This window comes from Veillonella sp. ICM51a, from assembly GCF_000524355.1.
Classification (GTDB): Bacteria; Bacillota; Negativicutes; order Veillonellales; family Veillonellaceae; genus Veillonella; species Veillonella atypica.
This window is the reverse complement of sequence record NZ_JAPX01000003.1, coordinates 16,252-32,464: the sequence shown is the minus strand read 5'-3', so window position 1 is coordinate 32,464 and position 16,213 is coordinate 16,252. Positions and strand designations below refer to the sequence as shown.

At 41.9% G+C, this 16,213-nt stretch carries 17 protein-coding genes; all 17 read right to left on the bottom strand.

Going from position 1 to position 16,213, the window contains the following annotated elements; translation table 11 throughout:
- Positions 1–281 precede the first annotated feature (281 nt).
- The 17 genes from HMPREF1504_RS00345 to ilvC all read right to left on the bottom strand — a co-directional run bounded on the left by HMPREF1504_RS00345 (position 282) and on the right by ilvC (position 16,111).
- Entirely contained in the window at positions 282–728 is a 447-nt protein-coding gene (locus tag HMPREF1504_RS00345; protein ID WP_038122546.1) for a helix-turn-helix domain-containing protein, read from the bottom strand.
- A 33-nt stretch (positions 729–761) separates the two neighbouring features.
- Positions 762–2,063 carry a glutamate-1-semialdehyde 2,1-aminomutase gene (gene hemL / locus HMPREF1504_RS00340; RefSeq protein WP_038122544.1) on the bottom strand — a complete coding sequence of 434 codons (1,302 nt, stop codon included), beginning with the start codon at positions 2,061–2,063 and terminating at the stop codon, positions 762–764.
- 9 nt (positions 2,064–2,072) lie between these two features.
- Positions 2,073–3,047 carry a porphobilinogen synthase gene (gene hemB, locus HMPREF1504_RS00335; RefSeq protein ID WP_005380358.1) on the bottom strand — a complete coding sequence of 325 codons (975 nt, stop codon included), beginning with the start codon at positions 3,045–3,047 and terminating at the stop codon, positions 2,073–2,075.
- Positions 3,048–3,084: 37 nt separating this feature from the next.
- A complete protein-coding gene (gene cobA, locus HMPREF1504_RS00330; RefSeq protein WP_038122541.1) occupies positions 3,085–4,599 on the bottom strand; it encodes a uroporphyrinogen-III C-methyltransferase in 1,515 nt (504 codons plus the stop codon).
- Complete coding sequence (gene hemC, locus HMPREF1504_RS00325; protein WP_005375716.1) at positions 4,596–5,534, bottom strand: hydroxymethylbilane synthase; 939 nt, start codon at positions 5,532–5,534, stop codon at positions 4,596–4,598. The genes cobA and hemC overlap by 4 nt, the downstream gene beginning before the upstream one ends.
- 1 nt (position 5,535) lies before the next feature.
- Entirely contained in the window at positions 5,536–6,810 is a 1,275-nt protein-coding gene (gene hemA, locus HMPREF1504_RS00320; RefSeq protein WP_038122539.1) for a glutamyl-tRNA reductase, read from the bottom strand.
- Positions 6,779–7,426, bottom strand: coding sequence for a bifunctional precorrin-2 dehydrogenase/sirohydrochlorin ferrochelatase (locus tag HMPREF1504_RS00315; RefSeq protein ID WP_038122537.1), 648 nt, complete (start codon positions 7,424–7,426; stop codon positions 6,779–6,781). The genes hemA and HMPREF1504_RS00315 overlap by 32 nt, the downstream gene beginning before the upstream one ends.
- Positions 7,427–7,540: 114 nt before the next feature.
- Positions 7,541–8,326 (bottom strand): RNA-binding protein, encoded by a 786-nt coding sequence (locus HMPREF1504_RS00310; protein ID WP_005380371.1) that lies wholly within the window; start codon positions 8,324–8,326, stop codon positions 7,541–7,543.
- Positions 8,326–9,114, bottom strand: coding sequence for a pyrroline-5-carboxylate reductase (gene proC / locus HMPREF1504_RS00305; RefSeq protein ID WP_038122536.1), 789 nt, complete (start codon positions 9,112–9,114; stop codon positions 8,326–8,328). The genes HMPREF1504_RS00310 and proC overlap by 1 nt, the downstream gene beginning before the upstream one ends.
- Before the next feature lie 26 nt (positions 9,115–9,140).
- A complete protein-coding gene (locus tag HMPREF1504_RS00300) occupies positions 9,141–9,635 on the bottom strand; it encodes a cell division protein SepF (protein ID WP_005375690.1) in 495 nt (164 codons plus the stop codon).
- Between the two features lie 39 nt (positions 9,636–9,674).
- The gene (locus tag HMPREF1504_RS00295) at positions 9,675–10,361 is read right to left on the bottom strand and encodes a YggS family pyridoxal phosphate-dependent enzyme (RefSeq protein ID WP_005380354.1); all 687 of its coding nucleotides are present in this window, start codon (positions 10,359–10,361) and stop codon (positions 9,675–9,677) included.
- 80 nt (positions 10,362–10,441) lie between these two features.
- A complete protein-coding gene (gene pgeF / locus HMPREF1504_RS00290; protein WP_038122533.1) occupies positions 10,442–11,302 on the bottom strand; it encodes a peptidoglycan editing factor PgeF in 861 nt (286 codons plus the stop codon).
- Positions 11,303–11,333: 31 nt separating this feature from the next.
- Positions 11,334–13,061: a radical SAM protein gene (locus tag HMPREF1504_RS00285; RefSeq protein ID WP_038122531.1), complete on the bottom strand. Its 1,728-nt coding sequence runs from the start codon at positions 13,059–13,061 to the stop codon at positions 11,334–11,336.
- Between the two features lie 71 nt (positions 13,062–13,132).
- The gene (locus HMPREF1504_RS00280; RefSeq protein ID WP_038122529.1) at positions 13,133–13,852 is read right to left on the bottom strand and encodes a DUF421 domain-containing protein; all 720 of its coding nucleotides are present in this window, start codon (positions 13,850–13,852) and stop codon (positions 13,133–13,135) included.
- A gap of 12 nt (positions 13,853–13,864) precedes the next feature.
- Positions 13,865–14,326: a DUF3290 family protein gene (locus HMPREF1504_RS00275; RefSeq protein ID WP_009661666.1), complete on the bottom strand. Its 462-nt coding sequence runs from the start codon at positions 14,324–14,326 to the stop codon at positions 13,865–13,867.
- Positions 14,327–14,448: 122 nt separating this feature from the next.
- Positions 14,449–14,958 (bottom strand): hypothetical protein, encoded by a 510-nt coding sequence (locus HMPREF1504_RS00270; protein ID WP_038122526.1) that lies wholly within the window; start codon positions 14,956–14,958, stop codon positions 14,449–14,451.
- A gap of 145 nt (positions 14,959–15,103) precedes the next feature.
- Positions 15,104–16,111, bottom strand: coding sequence for a ketol-acid reductoisomerase (ilvC, locus tag HMPREF1504_RS00265; protein ID WP_005375687.1), 1,008 nt, complete (start codon positions 16,109–16,111; stop codon positions 15,104–15,106).
- Positions 16,112–16,213: the final 102 nt, after the last annotated feature.

Here is a 16,213-nt window from a genome sequence, read left to right as displayed (position 1 = left end):
TTTATATATAGGAAGATATAACCTCATTTTAGCCAGTAATTACAAGGGTTAATTGATGTTTTCACACACACTTTTTGTCCTATAAGCCTATGTTAACGACTTTCACAAAAAAGAGCCTAGATGACGTTCATAGCAAATCTATAAACGACCATCTAGGCTCCTTTTATTATTGTTTTATGGTGTAAACAGTTATGAGTACGTCCAAAGTCTAGCTAAAGACACACTATAATGTTCACAAGTTCAGTATAGGGTATATCCGCATGGCTGTCAATATTATCTTATCATTTTTTCCCGCGACTCACCGCAAGGTTTGCCCCCAACAGTCCTCCCCGATTGATATGAGGATGGCGATGTGAGGTACCTTCTTTGATAGATGTTATACGAGATCGTTGAAATTTTTCAAACACTGTATCCAGTTCTCGCAAGAGAACCTTCTTTTGCGATGCTTTTAATTCATACAAGTCCCCTTTGAACTTAATATGTGTATCCTTCACAACGGTGCTAATGTCATAAATGCGTTCTTGCTGTTCATTATTAACATTCACGAGTTCATCTAAGGTCAGCTCATAGTAACGAGCCAACGCGCACAGTGTATCGAGGTCTGGTTCTCTATAGCCAGTCTCGTAATTGGACAATGCTGCATTACTAATGCCTACCGCCTTGGCGACTTCGATTTGGCTCTTTCCCATGCGTACACGAGCCCGTTTTAAGTTCTTGTAAAATTGCATGTTCATCACCTATATCGATTCTATCTAATAGTATTACATTGTTTCACTGATAATTTTGAAAGCTTCTTCTGCGACAGCCAATGTTTTATCGATTTCTGCGCCCTTATGACACATGGATACGAAGTTGCTTTCAAATGGACTTGGCGCATAGTAAATACCATGGCTCAAGTTATGATGGAAGAATGTCTTGAAATGGTCCGCATTGCATGCACTAGCGCCATCAAAATTGTGAACCGGTTTATCTGTAAAGAACAAGGTAAACATAGAACCCACACGTTGCACCACAGCTGGCACATTGTATTTCTTAGCCAATTCTTCAAGGCCATTACACAATGCTTTTGTGCTATCTTCCACTTGTTTAAAGATGGTTGGATCTCGTTGCAACATAGACAATGTAGCAAGGCCTGCTGTTACAGCCACAGGATTACCACTCAAAGTACCGGCTTGGTAAATAGGGCCGGATGGTGCTACTTCGCTCATGATTTTGCTAGAACCGCCAAATACAGCGAGAGGCATACCACCGCCAACGATTTTACCAAGGCAAGTCAAATCGGGCTTAATATTGTATAGTTTTTGTGCACCACCGCTGCTAGCACGGAATCCACACATAACTTCGTCAAAGATTAATAGGGCACCATGCGCCTTTGTTACATCGCGCAAGGTTTCAAGAAATCCTTCTACTGGTGGCACACAGCCCATATTGCCTGCAACAGGTTCTACGATAATACAAGCAATAGTATCGCCCATTTCATCGAATAATTGTTTAACCGCATCAATGTCATTGTAAGGCAATGTGATGGTATTTTCTGCGACGCCCTTTGGTACGCCTGGGCTATCTGGTACGCCAAATGTAGCGAGGCCAGAGCCGGCTTTCACCAATAGGGAATCACTATGACCATGGTAACAGCCAACAAATTTAACGATACGATCGCGGCCCGTATACCCACGAGCTACGCGTAATGCGCTCATGGTCGCCTCTGTACCAGAGTTAACGAGACGGACCATTTCCATAGATGGCATGAAGGCTTGGATTTTCTTAGCCAATTCCGTTTCTAACAGTGTAGGCGCACCATAGCTTGTACCACGAGGAATGGCCTCTTGCAAACTAGCTACGACCTCAGGGTTCGCATGGCCCAAAATCATAGGGCCCCAGCTCAACACATAGTCGATGTATTCGTTGTTATCGATATCATAGATACGGCTGCCACTAGCGGAGCTAATAAATGGAGGATTTGAGCCTACGCTGCGATAGGAGCGAACAGGGCTATTAACGCCACCCGGCATATATCGTTTCGCTTCGTCAAACGCTTTTTCTGATTTACCTAGTTGTAACATAGTCACTCCTTATTGTTTAAGCCAACGTGCCACATCAAGGGCATGGTATGTAATGATAATCTTAGCACCAGCTCGTTTCATGGAGAGCATCGTTTCCATAACAAGGCGTTGTTCATCGATGAGACCAGCAGCTGCAGCCGTTTTAACCATCGCATATTCGCCGGATACATTGTAGACAGCCAATGGTAATTCATAACGGTCACGTGCTTCGCGAACGATATCTAAATAGCATAATGCTGGTTTAATCATGATAATATCCGTACCTTCGGCGATATCGAGTTCGATTTCACGCATTGCTTCTAAGCGATTAGCCGGATCCATTTGATAGGATTTACGGTCCCCAAATTGTGGAGCCGAATTAACCGCGCCACGGAATGGACCATAGTAGGCAGATGCATATTTTGCAGCATAGCTCATAATGGATACATTGGTGAAACCAGCTTCATCAAGAGCTTCACGAATAGCACCTACACGGCCATCCATCATATCTGATGGCGCCACCATATGAGCACCGGCTTGCGCTTGGCTAACCGCAACCTTGCACAATAGAGGCAATGTTTCATCATTCAAGATTTCATGGTGATCAATCATGCCGCAGTGACCTGTAGAGGTATATTGGCATAAGCATACGTCCGCAATAACCAAGAGATTTGGCACCGCTTCACGGATGGCTTTAATCGCTTGTTGTACCGGTTGCTCCATATCCCATGCGGAAGAACCTTGTTCATCCTTATAGGTAGGGATGCCAAAGATTTCTACACCACGAATGCCGAGGTCATAAGCCTCTTGCGCCACCTTTACCGCTTCGTCTACAGATAAATGGTATTGTCCTGGCAATGTGTCGATCTCTTTTTTTATGCCTTCACCAGGAACGATGAATAATGGATATATCAAATCAGTTGTATCTAATGTTGTTTCTCGTACTAAATCACGCATTTCTGGAGAAGTGCGCAAACGGCGAGGACGATAGGTTAAATCGTACATAGTAAATTTCCTTCTTCCGTTTAATAATGACAGTATATTAGTTAGCGCAGTCTTTCACGATTGTGTCTACAAGACCTTCTGTCGTATATACAGGACTAATGATATCTACCTTTAAACCTGCACTCATAGCAGTAGCGGCCGTAATAGGTCCGATACATGCAATTTTTGTATGTTCTAATAGTGAAAGTGCATCCTCACCCAATAAATCTAACGTATTGGTAACTGTAGAGGAGCTAGTAAATGTAATATAGTCAACATGACCATGTTGCAATGCATCTACTAATGCCTCTTGTTGAGATGTATCTTGTTGCGTTTCATACAAGCGCAAGATATCTACGTCGATATCTAAGTGACGCAATTCACGAGGAATTACTTCACGAGCCTTCTTAGGTTGAATTAATAGCACTGTATGTCTAGGTTTAACATGCTGTTTCAATGCATCAACAACGGATTCAGCCTTATAATCTACAGGGATAATATCCGGCGTAATGCCATAGTTAGTCAACGCCTTAGCTGTGGCACTGCCGATAGCACATACCTTAGCATAGCCTAAAGAGCGTGCATCCTTACCTTCTCCGTACAATGCATCAAAGAAGTAGCGTACCCCTTCAGCGGATGTGAATACGACACAAGAATAGCGATCTACGCCATGTAATAAACGTTTATCTTCATCAAATAATTCTACAGGCTCTGTTTTAATAGCTGCTGCTTGGATAACATTGGCTCCTTGATTCATGAGCATATCACGGAATTTACTAGCTTGAGAGCGAGCACGAGTAACCACAATCGTTTTGCCGAATAATGGCTTGTTATCGAACCATTGCAATTGTTCACGCAAGTTTACAACATCGCCTACGACGATGATGGCTGGCGCTTTTAGTTGTGCCTTTTCCACGTCTTCTACAACATGTTCTAGTGTGGAAACAAGCACCTCTTGAACAGGTTTAGTACCCCAGCGAATGAGCGCCACTGGTGTATTAGCAGGACGGCCATGAGCCATCAATTTTTCTGCAATCGTAGGTAAATTGCCTACGCCCATGACAAAGCAAAGTGTATCCACTGCTGTGGCAAGACCTTCCCAATGGATGCCAGACACCGCTTTTGTTGGGTCTTCATGACCAGTAACAACCGCAAAGGATGTAGCCATAGCGCGTTGTGTTACAGGAATACCAGCATAGGCAGGCGCTGCGATAGGCGATGTAACACCAGGTACAAATTCAAAAGGAACACCGGCCTCACGAAGGGCCATTGCTTCTTCCCCTCCGCGACCAAATACGAGTGGATCCCCACCCTTTAAGCGGGCTACGATTTTGCCTTCTTTTCCCTTTTTTACCAATAGTTCGTTGATTTCCCATTGGTGCATGGTATGGTCTTTGCATTGTTTCCCTGCATAAATCAATTCTGCATCAGGTCTAGCCCATTCTAATAGATGAGCATCTGCTAAATAATCATATACAATAACGTCTGCACGTTCGATGCATTCCTTACCTTTTACGGTGATTAATTTAGAGTCTCCAGGGCCTGCGCCAATCAAATATACTAAACCTGTCATTTTATGATTCCCTCCTTAACAAGGGCTTCCACAATGTGTTTGCCCCCTTCTTCATATAAGGCTTTCGCAAGGTTTTTGCCTAACATAACCCCTTTCTTAGCAGGTCCAGACAATTCTCCTTCATATACAGTTTTACCATCCAAGGACGCAATGAGCGCTTTCAAATTAAGCTGTCCTTTTTCAACAGTTCCATATACGCCCATCGGCACTTGGCAGCCACCATTGAGTTGATTCAAGAAACTACGTTCCCCTTCTACGGCAAGGCGTGTTGGTTCGTCGTCGATTTTTGAAAGTATTTCTAACATCTCAGTATCGTCACTGCGACATTCAATAGCCAAAGCACCTTGCCCCACAGCAGGAATCATTTCATCCGCTGTAAAGACTTGTGTGATTCTATCATCTAAACCGAGCCGTTTAAGGCCTGCTTGTGCCAATACGACGCCATCGAGGCCTTCCGTTTCAATCTTGCCAAGACGGGTTTGCACATTGCCGCGGATGACTTCGATTTGTAGGTCTGGACGGCGATGCAATAGTTGGGCTTGACGACGTAAACTACTGGTGCCAATACGCGCTCCTTCTGGTAATTGGTCCAATGTTTTATATTTAGGACTAACCAAAGCATCGAATGGTACTTCCCGTTTGGAAATAGCACCTAATGTAAGGCCATCTGGCAATTCTGTAGGCATATCCTTTAAACTATGAACGGCGATATCAATATCACCAGCATGCATAGCCGCCTCTAATTCAGCAGTGAATAAACCTTTGCCACCTACTTCGGCAAGGGGTTTATTCAAAATGCGGTCCCCTTTTGTGTTAAAGTGAACTAATTCTACGGTAACCCCTGGGTATAAGCGTTGCAATTCACTTTTTACATATTCTGACTGCCATAAGGCAAGAGCACTCTTTCGAGTTCCAATTCTAATGTGGTTCCTCATACTACGAGCCTTCTTTCTCGAGATTAAACATATCTTTGAATAAATCCCAATATAAACCTTCTTCTTGTGTACCGGCGATTTCATTGAAATGAATCATCGGTTCTCTTAGCATTTTTCTAACGATCATACGACTCATAGAATCAATGATGCGACGCTCTTTATCGGAAATATCCGGCAATTTAGCCAGCGCTCGATGTAATTCACGGCGACGAATACGGTCAGCCTTATCCGTCAATAATGCCATCATAGGACGTACGGATAAATAACTAAACTTTTCTAACACTTCATCGATGGCTTCGTGAATAATCGGTTCAGCCCGTTTCGCCTCTTCCTCGCGTTGTTGTTTATTCTCTTCTACAACGCTTTCTAGAGCATCGATATTGAATAGGTACACACCTTCGATATCCGCGACGACTGGATCGATATCACGTGGTACCGCAATATCAATCATCACGATGGGACGTCCATGACGCAATGCGGCAATCCGTTTGGCCTCTTTTTCACCAATAATATAATGCGGTGCCCCCGTCGATGTAATGATGATATCCGCATGTTCCGCTTGTTCCACATAGTGATCTAATTTAATGGCTTGCCCATTAAATTTCTTCGCCAAGGCTTCCGCTTTGGTAAAAGTTCGATTTGATACGAATATGGTTTTTACGCCCTTTGCTTGAAGATGTGTAGCTGTTAACTCACTCATGGTACCAGCCCCTAAGATGAGGACTGTTGCTTCTGAAAGTGGTTTATCTAGGCTATCTTCCGCCAAGTTAACCGCCGTGTAACTAACAGACACAGGTGTATTCGCAATGCCTGTATTGGTCCGAACCTTTTTACCAACACCAATAGCGCGTTGGAACAAGATATTAAATACGGTTCCCGTAAAGCCTGCACTATAGGCCGCAATATAGGCACCTTTCAATTGACTAAGGATTTGACCTTCCCCCAATACTAGGGAGTCAAGGCTAGCAGATACGCGGAATAGATGTTCTATACACGCTTTCTCTTCATAGAAGAAAAATGCGGATTCATCAATTGTATCGGCATGTTTTAAATGCTTTAATACATCGAGCATATACGCTTTAGGAGATTGTACATCTTCTAATACGGCATAAATTTCCGTACGATTGCAAGTCGATAGAATGACGCATTCTGAAATTTTTTCGTATTCATAGAGTCGATTTAAGGCGCTTTCTACCTCGTTTTTTTCAAACGAGAAACGTTCACGCACCTCAACGGCAGCACTTCTATGATTTAGTCCTAATACCACTAATTGCATGGTGTAGTTTCTCCTCTATCAAAGGCCATTGTCCCTTAAGAATAGCCTGAAATTCAGTTTCGCTTAAATGAGTACGCCAAAAACGGCTACGCTCCTCTACGCTAGGGATCAGTAACTTTACCTCTTCCCTCATAATTTTAAGTCTCGGTATGGCAATTTGCAATATATTATAACGATTCATCATATCTTGTTTCACAAGACGATTAATACGTGGTCCCCCATTATTAGCACTAATCGCAACATGCAAATCACCCATATCGATTGTTGATGGTACTGTGAAATCACAAGCTGTAGCATTATCGGCACGATTGACTAGTATGCCATTATTGCGTGCTATAGCTTCGATATAATCATTAACAGCTTTATTATCTGTACAGATAAACAATAATTTACATTGTTTTACAATGTCTATATGGTCATCGCTAAACACTGTATTGTGCCAAATAAATCTGTTATCCTCATGCCAAGCTTTCATCTGATCTGTTATAACAGGGCTAATGACAATGCATTGACAGGGCTCGTCTAAGCATAATGCTAGACGTCGTTCAGCCACGGCGCCACCACCTACAAATAAAATGGTATCACTCGCTGTAGTTTGTAATGTTAGAGATATCATAATGAACCTCGCATAATTGATGATACCGCTTATGTATACCTACATATGGAACTATAGATATACATAAGCGGTATAAAAAATCGGCTTGATGAATCAAGCCGATTGCTTATTTGCTTACATAAATCGTTTAAGGTAAACGCCGATACGTCCCTTACGGGATGTGCCCGTAATAGCCTCTACCTTCATTCGGCCACGACCACGCATAGAGATGATGTCCCCTTCTTTGACCTCTTGGGATGGCCCCTTTGCAGGTTGCCAATTTACTTGCAATAAACCGGCATTTACAGCACTCACCAATTTGGTACGGGATACGCTAAAGCCAGAGCTTGCTACCGCATCCAATCGAAGTGATGCAACGGTAGTACGCACTTCTTTAATCTTTTCTTCTTTTGGTGCTATCTCATCTAACTCCATCGGAGTTACAGATACGGCAACCATAGCAATCTTTGTAAAATTTTGCACTACAAAATCTGCTACAGCGCTATCTACGAGAATTTGTGCGCCCCCTTGACCCATGATAATATCGCCAAATTTCGAGCGATCAATGCCAAGTCCCATTAAAGAACCAAGCACATCACGATGATTTAACAATCTAAATCGTGGATCCCAAGATACCTTCAAGGGAACGATACCCATATCTACTGTACCTTGAAAATGACTATCTACAAAGGCGATACGAATACGCTCCGCCCCTTCATAGCCGCCATAGGATTGAACGAGTAATTCAGGATAAGCCGCCTTAATTGCATCAGCGATAACAAGTCCTGCAGGACTTGTAAAGTCACAAACGCGATACGGTTTTCCCTTTACCACTTGTTCAGCTAAATCAAGCATACGGCGCGCTTCTTCACCGCTACCGCTTGCTTCAAAATATCTAATTAATTTACTAGTATCAGCCATTATTTCCCCAATTCATTGGAACGAGCTAAACAAGCAACAACCCCATCTTGTAGGGCACTGCGCAAGCCACCTTTTTCCATAGCTCCAATGCCAGCAATCGTAGTGCCGCCAGGGCTAGTCACTTGATCGCGCAATATAGCAGGATGTGTGCTGGATTCTAATGCCATTTTACCAGCCCCATACATCGTTTGGGCAGCCGCCTTAATCGCCAATTGACGAGGTAATCCAATGCGGACTCCCGCATCAGCCAAGGCATCTAAAATGACAAACATATATCCTGGGCCAGCACCAGACAAAGCGCCTAATCGATCTAGGTCGGCTTCACTGACAACGGCTACTTCACCAACCGCATTAAATAAAGCCTCCACGTGAATTGTATCAGCTCCATTATCCGCAGTCAACGCAGTCATACCACATCCAATAGATGCTGGAGTATTCGGCATGGCACGGTACAACACCGCGGTTGGTAATGCTTTGCGCAAGGTATCTAATGTTACGCCAGCTGCCACAGATATAACCGTAGCACCCGCTTTCACAGACGTTAATTGGCTCAATACGGATGGTAATACCTGTGGTTTAACAGCTAAGATAATCGTGTCAAACTGCGACATATCAGGTAATTCTACAAAACCTGTAACGCCCAATTCGTCAACTAATTCGTCGCGATGTTCAGGGCGACGCACTACGATTGATACATCATCTCTACGTAATATACCTTGTGAAAGTGCGCCTCGTAAAAGGGCACCACCCATGGATCCTGCGCCTATACATACTGTTTTTCCCAACATAGTATCACCACTTTTTCTATACCGGATTATTTATTTTGCCAGTTAAATTCTTGTTGCTCAGTTGTTCCACTTTCAGATTCATTATTATAATCAATGGATACATTTACAGGTACGCACATGAAAATATCTTTACCTACCTTTTCCAATTTGCCATCTAATGCAAATGTTGCACCAGATACAAAGTCAACGATGCGAGCTGCTTCGTGAGGATCTGTATTTTCAAAGTTAATCAATACAGGGCGCATGTCACGCAATTGATGAGTGATACTTTCAGAATCTTCAAAAACCTTAGGTTCGATAACAACTACTTTCATGGCTGTTGGACGTTGTGTCATAGTGGATGTGCCTCCTACCTTACGTGGATGGAACTCAGATGCAGCTGCTGTTGGTGCTACTGGTGGCACGTCCTCTGCATAGTCCTCATCATCTTCATATTCATACTCATCATCATAATCATAACGGTCATCATTATTAATGCCGATAAAATTTTTGATTTTTTGCCATTGTTCTCCCATAGACATGGTAATCCTCCTAATATACTCACACTGTTATATTCCCAATTAGTTATATACACGTTCCCCAAAGATGGCAGTGCCTACACGCACGATGTTAGCCCCTTCTTGTAAGGCTATTTCAAAGTCATGTGTCATCCCCATCGACAAATATTGTATATCCCCATCAGGGAAATACCCTTTCATATCTTCATACAAAGCATGTGCCACTCTAAAGATAGGTCTTGCATCCTCCGGATTTTCGAAAAACGGAGCCATGCACATCAACCCTTTAACGCGTACATGCGGTAAGGTCTTCGCATAGTCTCGTATGTCAGGAAAATCCTCTACGGACATACCAGACTTACTCGCTTCGCGAGCTACATTGACTTGTAACAATATATCTTGTACCTTATCATGCTTAGCAGCAACCTTTTCGATTTCATCTAATAGTTTCTTACTATCTACAGAATGAATCAAATCAAACATCGGTACCGCTTGGCGAACCTTATTGACTTGTAAATGGCCAATTAAATGCCATACCAATTTAGGTCCTGTATAAAGCATTTGTTTTTCTTTTGCCTCTTGCACGCGATTTTCGCCTACATGAGTGCATCCAAGGCGAGCCACTTCCTCTACAGCCGTTACAGGATGATTCTTTGTAACCGCAACAAGTAACGCCGTATCCGTGCGCCCTACGCTAGCCATTGCATCAGCCATGCGTTGTTGGATTTTATGAAGGGATTCTTCAATCATATGATCCTCCCATATAGTAACGTATAAATAAATATCCTATAGACTTATATTATATAATATTTAACCAATAATGTATATCTTTACCGTTTTTCAAGCATGCCGAATAATGCCATACGCCCTGTTTTGCCATGTTCACGACGATAGGAAAAACAATTCTCATCGGTCATACTATCGGTACCACCAATACAGATTTGGTCCTTTGGAACACCTCGTTGCAATAAATCTTCTTCGATAAATCGCCACAAATCAACATGTGGTGTCGATTTCGACGCACCATCTCTAACGATATATCGGACCAATTCATCACTATTGGCATCAGTTATTTTCTTCCACTCGTCTGTGAAAGTATCTGCCAGTTCTTGATTAACCTCAAAGGATTTAGGTCCAATGCTAGGGCCTAAATATACATAGCAGTCTTCAAAGCGCGTACCAAAATCTCGTTGCATCGCCTCTATGGTGATAATCGGTAGATGGCCTATAGCACCGCGCCAACCTGCATGAACGGTAGCCACCACATGATGCACAGGATCGTAAATGCCTACTGGTACGCAATCGGCAGTAAATAAGAATAATGGAATATTGGGTATATCCGTATATACAGCATCACAATCTGGAATGGCTGTATCAGAACTCATGGCGCCAGCACCGATTAAATCTTCTGTAATGCGTACTGCATTAAGGCCATGCACTTGATTGCCGCAGGTAATGCGGTCTGGCGATTCACCTAAATAATCAGCCACAATGCTGCGGTTATCTAATACATCTTGTAATGAATCTCCTATGTGAGTAGCTAAATTTAGAGATTCACATGGCTTCTTAGATACACCGCCATGACGATATGTATCCCCCATAACCAGAGGAAATTGATTGACCCAGTTAGGCATTTCAAAAGACCATTTACGATCATCATTTGTATTTACATTTACAACAGTAATATCCATACGACTGTTCCTCTACTATTTATTTCTCGAATCACTTACACACGCCACAGCGCTTACACCCTTCCATGCAAGGCGGTGTATACGCTTCATCAACTGCCCGTTGCCATTCTTGTTCTAAATAACCATTTCTTAGGCCCATATCCAAATGAGACCAAGGCAAATAATCCTCAAACTTGCGTTCCCGATAATTACAGTCATCCATGTCGAGGCCAGCTCGCTTCATTTCAGATTTAAAGGATTTGCTACCTCTATCTAGAGCACATGCAGCGAGTACCTTGCCTAAGCGGCGATCCCCCCGAGCGAGTACACCTTGGATATATGCTTCTTTAGGAGACTCAACGAGTACCTCGATGCGACGATTTTTTTGCAATGATTTCTTAATATATTGTAATTTCTTTTCTACACTCTTTTGATGATCCATAGCCATCCACTGGAATGGTGTAAATGGCTTTGGTATAAAGGGATTAATGCTAAGTGTTAAGCGACCTTTACAGCCCACCTCAGCCATGTGAGCTTGTGTACGTTCAGCTAGCCCAATAATGGCATCTATATCTTCATCCGTTTCTGTGGGAAGGCCAATCATAATATATAGCCTCATATGTTGAATACCAGACTTAGCGGATAACTGAGCAGCGGTGCGAAGATTTTCTTCACTAATCCCCTTGTTTATGACGCGGCGCAAGCGTTCACTCCCCGTCTCAGGTGCAATAGTAATTGTCTTTTGTCCACTTTCAGCCAATCCATCGACAACGGCTTGCGTCAAGGAATCGGCGCGCAAGGACGCACAGGAATAGCGCATATCCTTAGAGCGAATATAGGTTACGAGCTCATCAACCTCTGGATAATCGGAAATGGCCGCCCCCATAAGACCTACCTTTTTCCCTAACTTTTCTGCTCTATCGACGCCTTCTTTCAAGATATCTAGTGGTCGTACACGCGGTACGCGGAAACAATACCCAGCCATACAGAATCGACAATGACGGCCACAGCCTCGAGCTACCTCGATAATATACATGGCACCAAACTCGGTGAAATTCGTAGCAATTACCGTTTCACCTCCACTCGTTAGAGGCTCAAAATGGCGTCGTATAATTTTAGGCGCACCCTCTGCTATATCATAGCCAAGGAAGCGGTCATTATCATCATATTGAGGGGTATATAAAACAGGTACATATACACCATCAATTTGAGCTAGTGCAGCAATCGTTTCTTCTCGGCTTTCACCATTCTCACGACCCTTGCGAATCCGTTCTAACACAGCAGTAACGATGCCCTCCCCTTCACCGATGATGAAAGCATCGATAAAATCCGCAAAGGGCTCAGGATTAAATGTCGCACAAGGTCCTCCGGCAATGACGATAGGATCAAAGCCAGTTCGATCTTCGCTCATAACAGGCACACGCCCATATCGTAGCATTAATGGGATGTGAAAATAGTCCATTTCAAAGGTCACATCAAAGGCCACTACATCAAACTGATGCATAGGCCGTTGCATTTCAACACTCATAAGCGGAGTTTTAGTCTTGTCGTAGGCATCTAGTTCCTTTTTTTCAGGCAAAAAGATACGCTCGCATACACTAGATGGATGCAAATTGATTTCCTCATAGATAATGTGAAGGCCTAAATTACTCATGCCCACGAAATAGGTATTCGGATAGACGATGGCAACCTTTTGCTCCGCATGAGGATTAATAGTTACGCGGCTATCTTCATCTTTATAAAGTTCTTGTAATCGATCAATTAAATCTTTACGGTTCACTAATTTCCTTTCTATATAAGCCCACTACGAAAAGTGGGCTTAACAACGCTCTCTATATATAATTCAAGAGATTATATTTTAGATTTTATTATATCCTTTGTATGAGTAGTCTTTGTTTTAATTGTTTTTACCAATTGAGGCCGATGTTTTTTCTCATACGGATACAATACGACTTTACCATCTCTGTATTCCGCAATGTAGATATCCTTAATAGAATACCCTTGTGCCTGTACCTCTTGTTCTAGCCATTCTTTATCTTTTTCAATTACATCAAGAGTAAATTGATTAATTTGACCATCATTGATCAAATCAAAACGAATATTTTCTTCACCGAACTGAACAACACTAAGCTGACCATTTTGCTCTAATACGGCGCGCTTAACATCTGCTACATATTGAACACCAGCTGTGCGAAGTTTTAGTTTTAACTCAGCCGATTGAATGCCATAACGCATACATTCCTCAGTTAAAATATGCCCTTTTTCAATAACAATTACCGGATGACCATCTAGAATTGTTTTAAAGAAACGCAGATTACCTTTTAAAAACTTAAGAGTCATTACAAGGATAGTCCATAAAATAAGGACTAGCATAAACTGTAATATACCAATCGCATCATTATAGATGATGGCACCGATAATGCCACCGAGTACATAATTTTGTAATTGATCTAAGGCTGAGGTGGGCGCCAAATTACCTTTACCCATTAAGTTAATTTGTAAAATAATCGCCAAGAGACCTATGGCGAGTTTGGCAAAGACCATCCCATAGACGGCCATAGCTTCTGTCATATGTGGTCCTCCTTATGGTAATACATCCGCTTTATCATGAATTCGATCTGTAGGGCTTACTGTATACACACGAGTGATTGTATAGGTAGTAAATTCAGGGTTAAATTGCACCTCATAATATGCATCGCTAACCTTTAAGATCATACCATTACGTACCTTTAAGGAATTAACAGCTAATTGACCTTCATCAACACCACGGTCTGCACTAAAGGAATGCAAGAATTGAGCCATTCTAGAAGAATCTTCAGAGTAATTCTTCATACGACCATATTCTTGATATTCTAAGCCTAAGAAAAATACAATAATTAAGGATAATATAACAGTTAAATCACGGTAACGGCTTGTAAAACCATTACGCAAAACTTGAATGCCTATTCCGAGAAGGGCTAATAAAACAACTACAAAGATAACGAACCCTAATGTATGACCAGATGCGATTTGGCTTTCCACATAGGAAACGGTATAGAAGTCCATAATTATGCTCCTTTCATATATCTTTTTATTATATCACAAATAAATATGATAATAACCACCAACGATTTATAAAAAATAGAGCTACCACAATGATAGCTCTATTAAACAGTTACTATACTAATTTATTTACATTCACGGTACACGATGATATAAGCATGAGTATTCGCTGTAAAACCAGATTCTAATTCTAGTTCAACTTCTAAAACGGCATCGTCAACGTCACCTTTATAATACGCATTACGTTGTTCTGCGGAATAGAAATACATAGCCGCATTATATTCATTACCTGCTTGTACTGGAATTGTGATGGTAACAGGCTGTGTTTCAACATTCTTTGTTTTAGTACCCACATTATCCGTCGTGTAATATACGGATTCAATGGTATGTTCTCCTGGTGTTAATGCCACAATGACTTGACCATATTGACCAGTTTTATGATCAATAGCAGAAAGGTCCTTACCATCAACCTTTACAGATTTACCATAAATATGAAGAATCGCTTTATTAGTATTCTCTTGTACAAATTGTTGTTCACCGGCTTGTCGTTTTTTATTGAACTTCATAAATACGGCAAACAAAATGGCCCAAATGACTGCAACCGCCACGATGATAATAATAGTTGTAGAACTCATAGTATCTCTCCTTATACCAAAATATACTACATTGACTCTACGTTAACTATATCATACGTACTTGTATTACTCAATAAAAAAGCGACCCCAAATGGGGTCGCTTTCAGTAAGCCTATGCTTATCAAGAAATTACTAATGCAATCTCTTATTTCAACCAGCTCATCAAGTTGCGAAGTTCTGCACCAACTGGTTCGATTGGATGAACAGCTGCTGCTTCGCGATGTTCTTTAAGGAATTTTTGACCATTTTTGGAATCAGCCAAGAATTCATCAGCGAATTTACCAGATTGAATGTCAGCCAAGATTTGTTTCATAGCTTCTTTAGTTTCTGGAGTAATTACGCGAGGGCCTGCATAGTAATCACCATATTCTGCTGTGTTAGAAATGGAGTTACGCATTTTTTGGAAACCACCTTCGTAGATAAGGTCTACGATCAATTTCATTTCATGCAAGCATTCGAAGTAAGCGTTTACAGGTTCATAACCAGCTTCTGTTAATACTTCGAAACCAGTTTGAATCAATGCAGTCAAACCACCGCACAATACAGCTTGTTCACCGAACAAGTCAGTTTCTGTTTCGGATTTGAAGTTAGTTTCCAAGATACCTGCACGGCCACCACCGATACCAGAGGTCCAAGCTAATGCTACTTCTTCAGTATCGCCAGATGGGTCTTTTTCTACTGCGTACAAGCAAGGAACGCCGGAGCCTTCTTGGTATGTACGACGTACTAAGTGGCCAGGACCTTTAGGTGCTACCATGAATACGTTGATATCTTCGCGAGGAACGATTTTACCGAAGTGAATGTTGAAGCCGTGAGCGAATGCTAAGTATGCACCTTGTTTCAAGTTAGGAGCGATATCTTTTGCATAAACGTCTGCTTGTAATTCGTCTGGAATCAATACCATAACGATATCAGCGCCTTTAACTGCTTCTGCAGTTTCTTTTACAGGAAGACCTGCTTCTTCAGCTACTGCCCAGCTTTTGGAACCAGCGCGAAGACCAATAGTTACGTCAAAACCGTTTTCTTTCAAGTTCAATGCATGAGCATGACCTTGGGAACCGTAACCTAAAACTGTAATTTTTTTGCCTTCCAATTTACTTAAATTGCAATCTTCATCATAGTAAACTGTTGTACCTAAAATTTTACCTGCCATGTTAGACAACCTCCAATTTATATTCAATAGAATATTTAATATATATACTGTACACAATCTTGCAAATAATTGCAAGGTTTGTAGCGTATATCGTAATTTATC

Coding starts and splice junctions, on each gene's coding strand:
- HMPREF1504_RS00345 (WP_038122546.1), bottom strand. CDS start 728: ATGCAATTTTACAAGAACTTAAAACGGGCTCGTGTACGCATGGGAAAG.
- hemL (WP_038122544.1), bottom strand. CDS start 2,063: ATGTTACAACTAGGTAAATCAGAAAAAGCGTTTGACGAAGCGAAACGA.
- hemB (WP_005380358.1), bottom strand. CDS start 3,047: ATGTACGATTTAACCTATCGTCCTCGCCGTTTGCGCACTTCTCCAGAA.
- cobA (WP_038122541.1), bottom strand. CDS start 4,599: ATGACAGGTTTAGTATATTTGATTGGCGCAGGCCCTGGAGACTCTAAA.
- hemC (WP_005375716.1), bottom strand. CDS start 5,534: ATGAGGAACCACATTAGAATTGGAACTCGAAAGAGTGCTCTTGCCTTA.
- hemA (WP_038122539.1), bottom strand. CDS start 6,810: ATGCAATTAGTGGTATTAGGACTAAATCATAGAAGTGCTGCCGTTGAG.
- HMPREF1504_RS00315 (WP_038122537.1), bottom strand. CDS start 7,426: ATGATATCTCTAACATTACAAACTACAGCGAGTGATACCATTTTATTT.
- HMPREF1504_RS00310 (WP_005380371.1), bottom strand. CDS start 8,326: ATGGCTGATACTAGTAAATTAATTAGATATTTTGAAGCAAGCGGTAGC.
- proC (WP_038122536.1), bottom strand. CDS start 9,114: ATGTTGGGAAAAACAGTATGTATAGGCGCAGGATCCATGGGTGGTGCC.
- HMPREF1504_RS00300 (WP_005375690.1), bottom strand. CDS start 9,635: ATGTCTATGGGAGAACAATGGCAAAAAATCAAAAATTTTATCGGCATT.
- HMPREF1504_RS00295 (WP_005380354.1), bottom strand. CDS start 10,361: ATGATTGAAGAATCCCTTCATAAAATCCAACAACGCATGGCTGATGCA.
- pgeF (WP_038122533.1), bottom strand. CDS start 11,302: ATGGATATTACTGTTGTAAATGTAAATACAAATGATGATCGTAAATGG.
- HMPREF1504_RS00280 (WP_038122529.1), bottom strand. CDS start 13,852: ATGACAGAAGCTATGGCCGTCTATGGGATGGTCTTTGCCAAACTCGCC.
- HMPREF1504_RS00275 (WP_009661666.1), bottom strand. CDS start 14,326: ATGGACTTCTATACCGTTTCCTATGTGGAAAGCCAAATCGCATCTGGT.
- HMPREF1504_RS00270 (WP_038122526.1), bottom strand. CDS start 14,958: ATGAGTTCTACAACTATTATTATCATCGTGGCGGTTGCAGTCATTTGG.
- ilvC (WP_005375687.1), bottom strand. CDS start 16,111: ATGGCAGGTAAAATTTTAGGTACAACAGTTTACTATGATGAAGATTGC.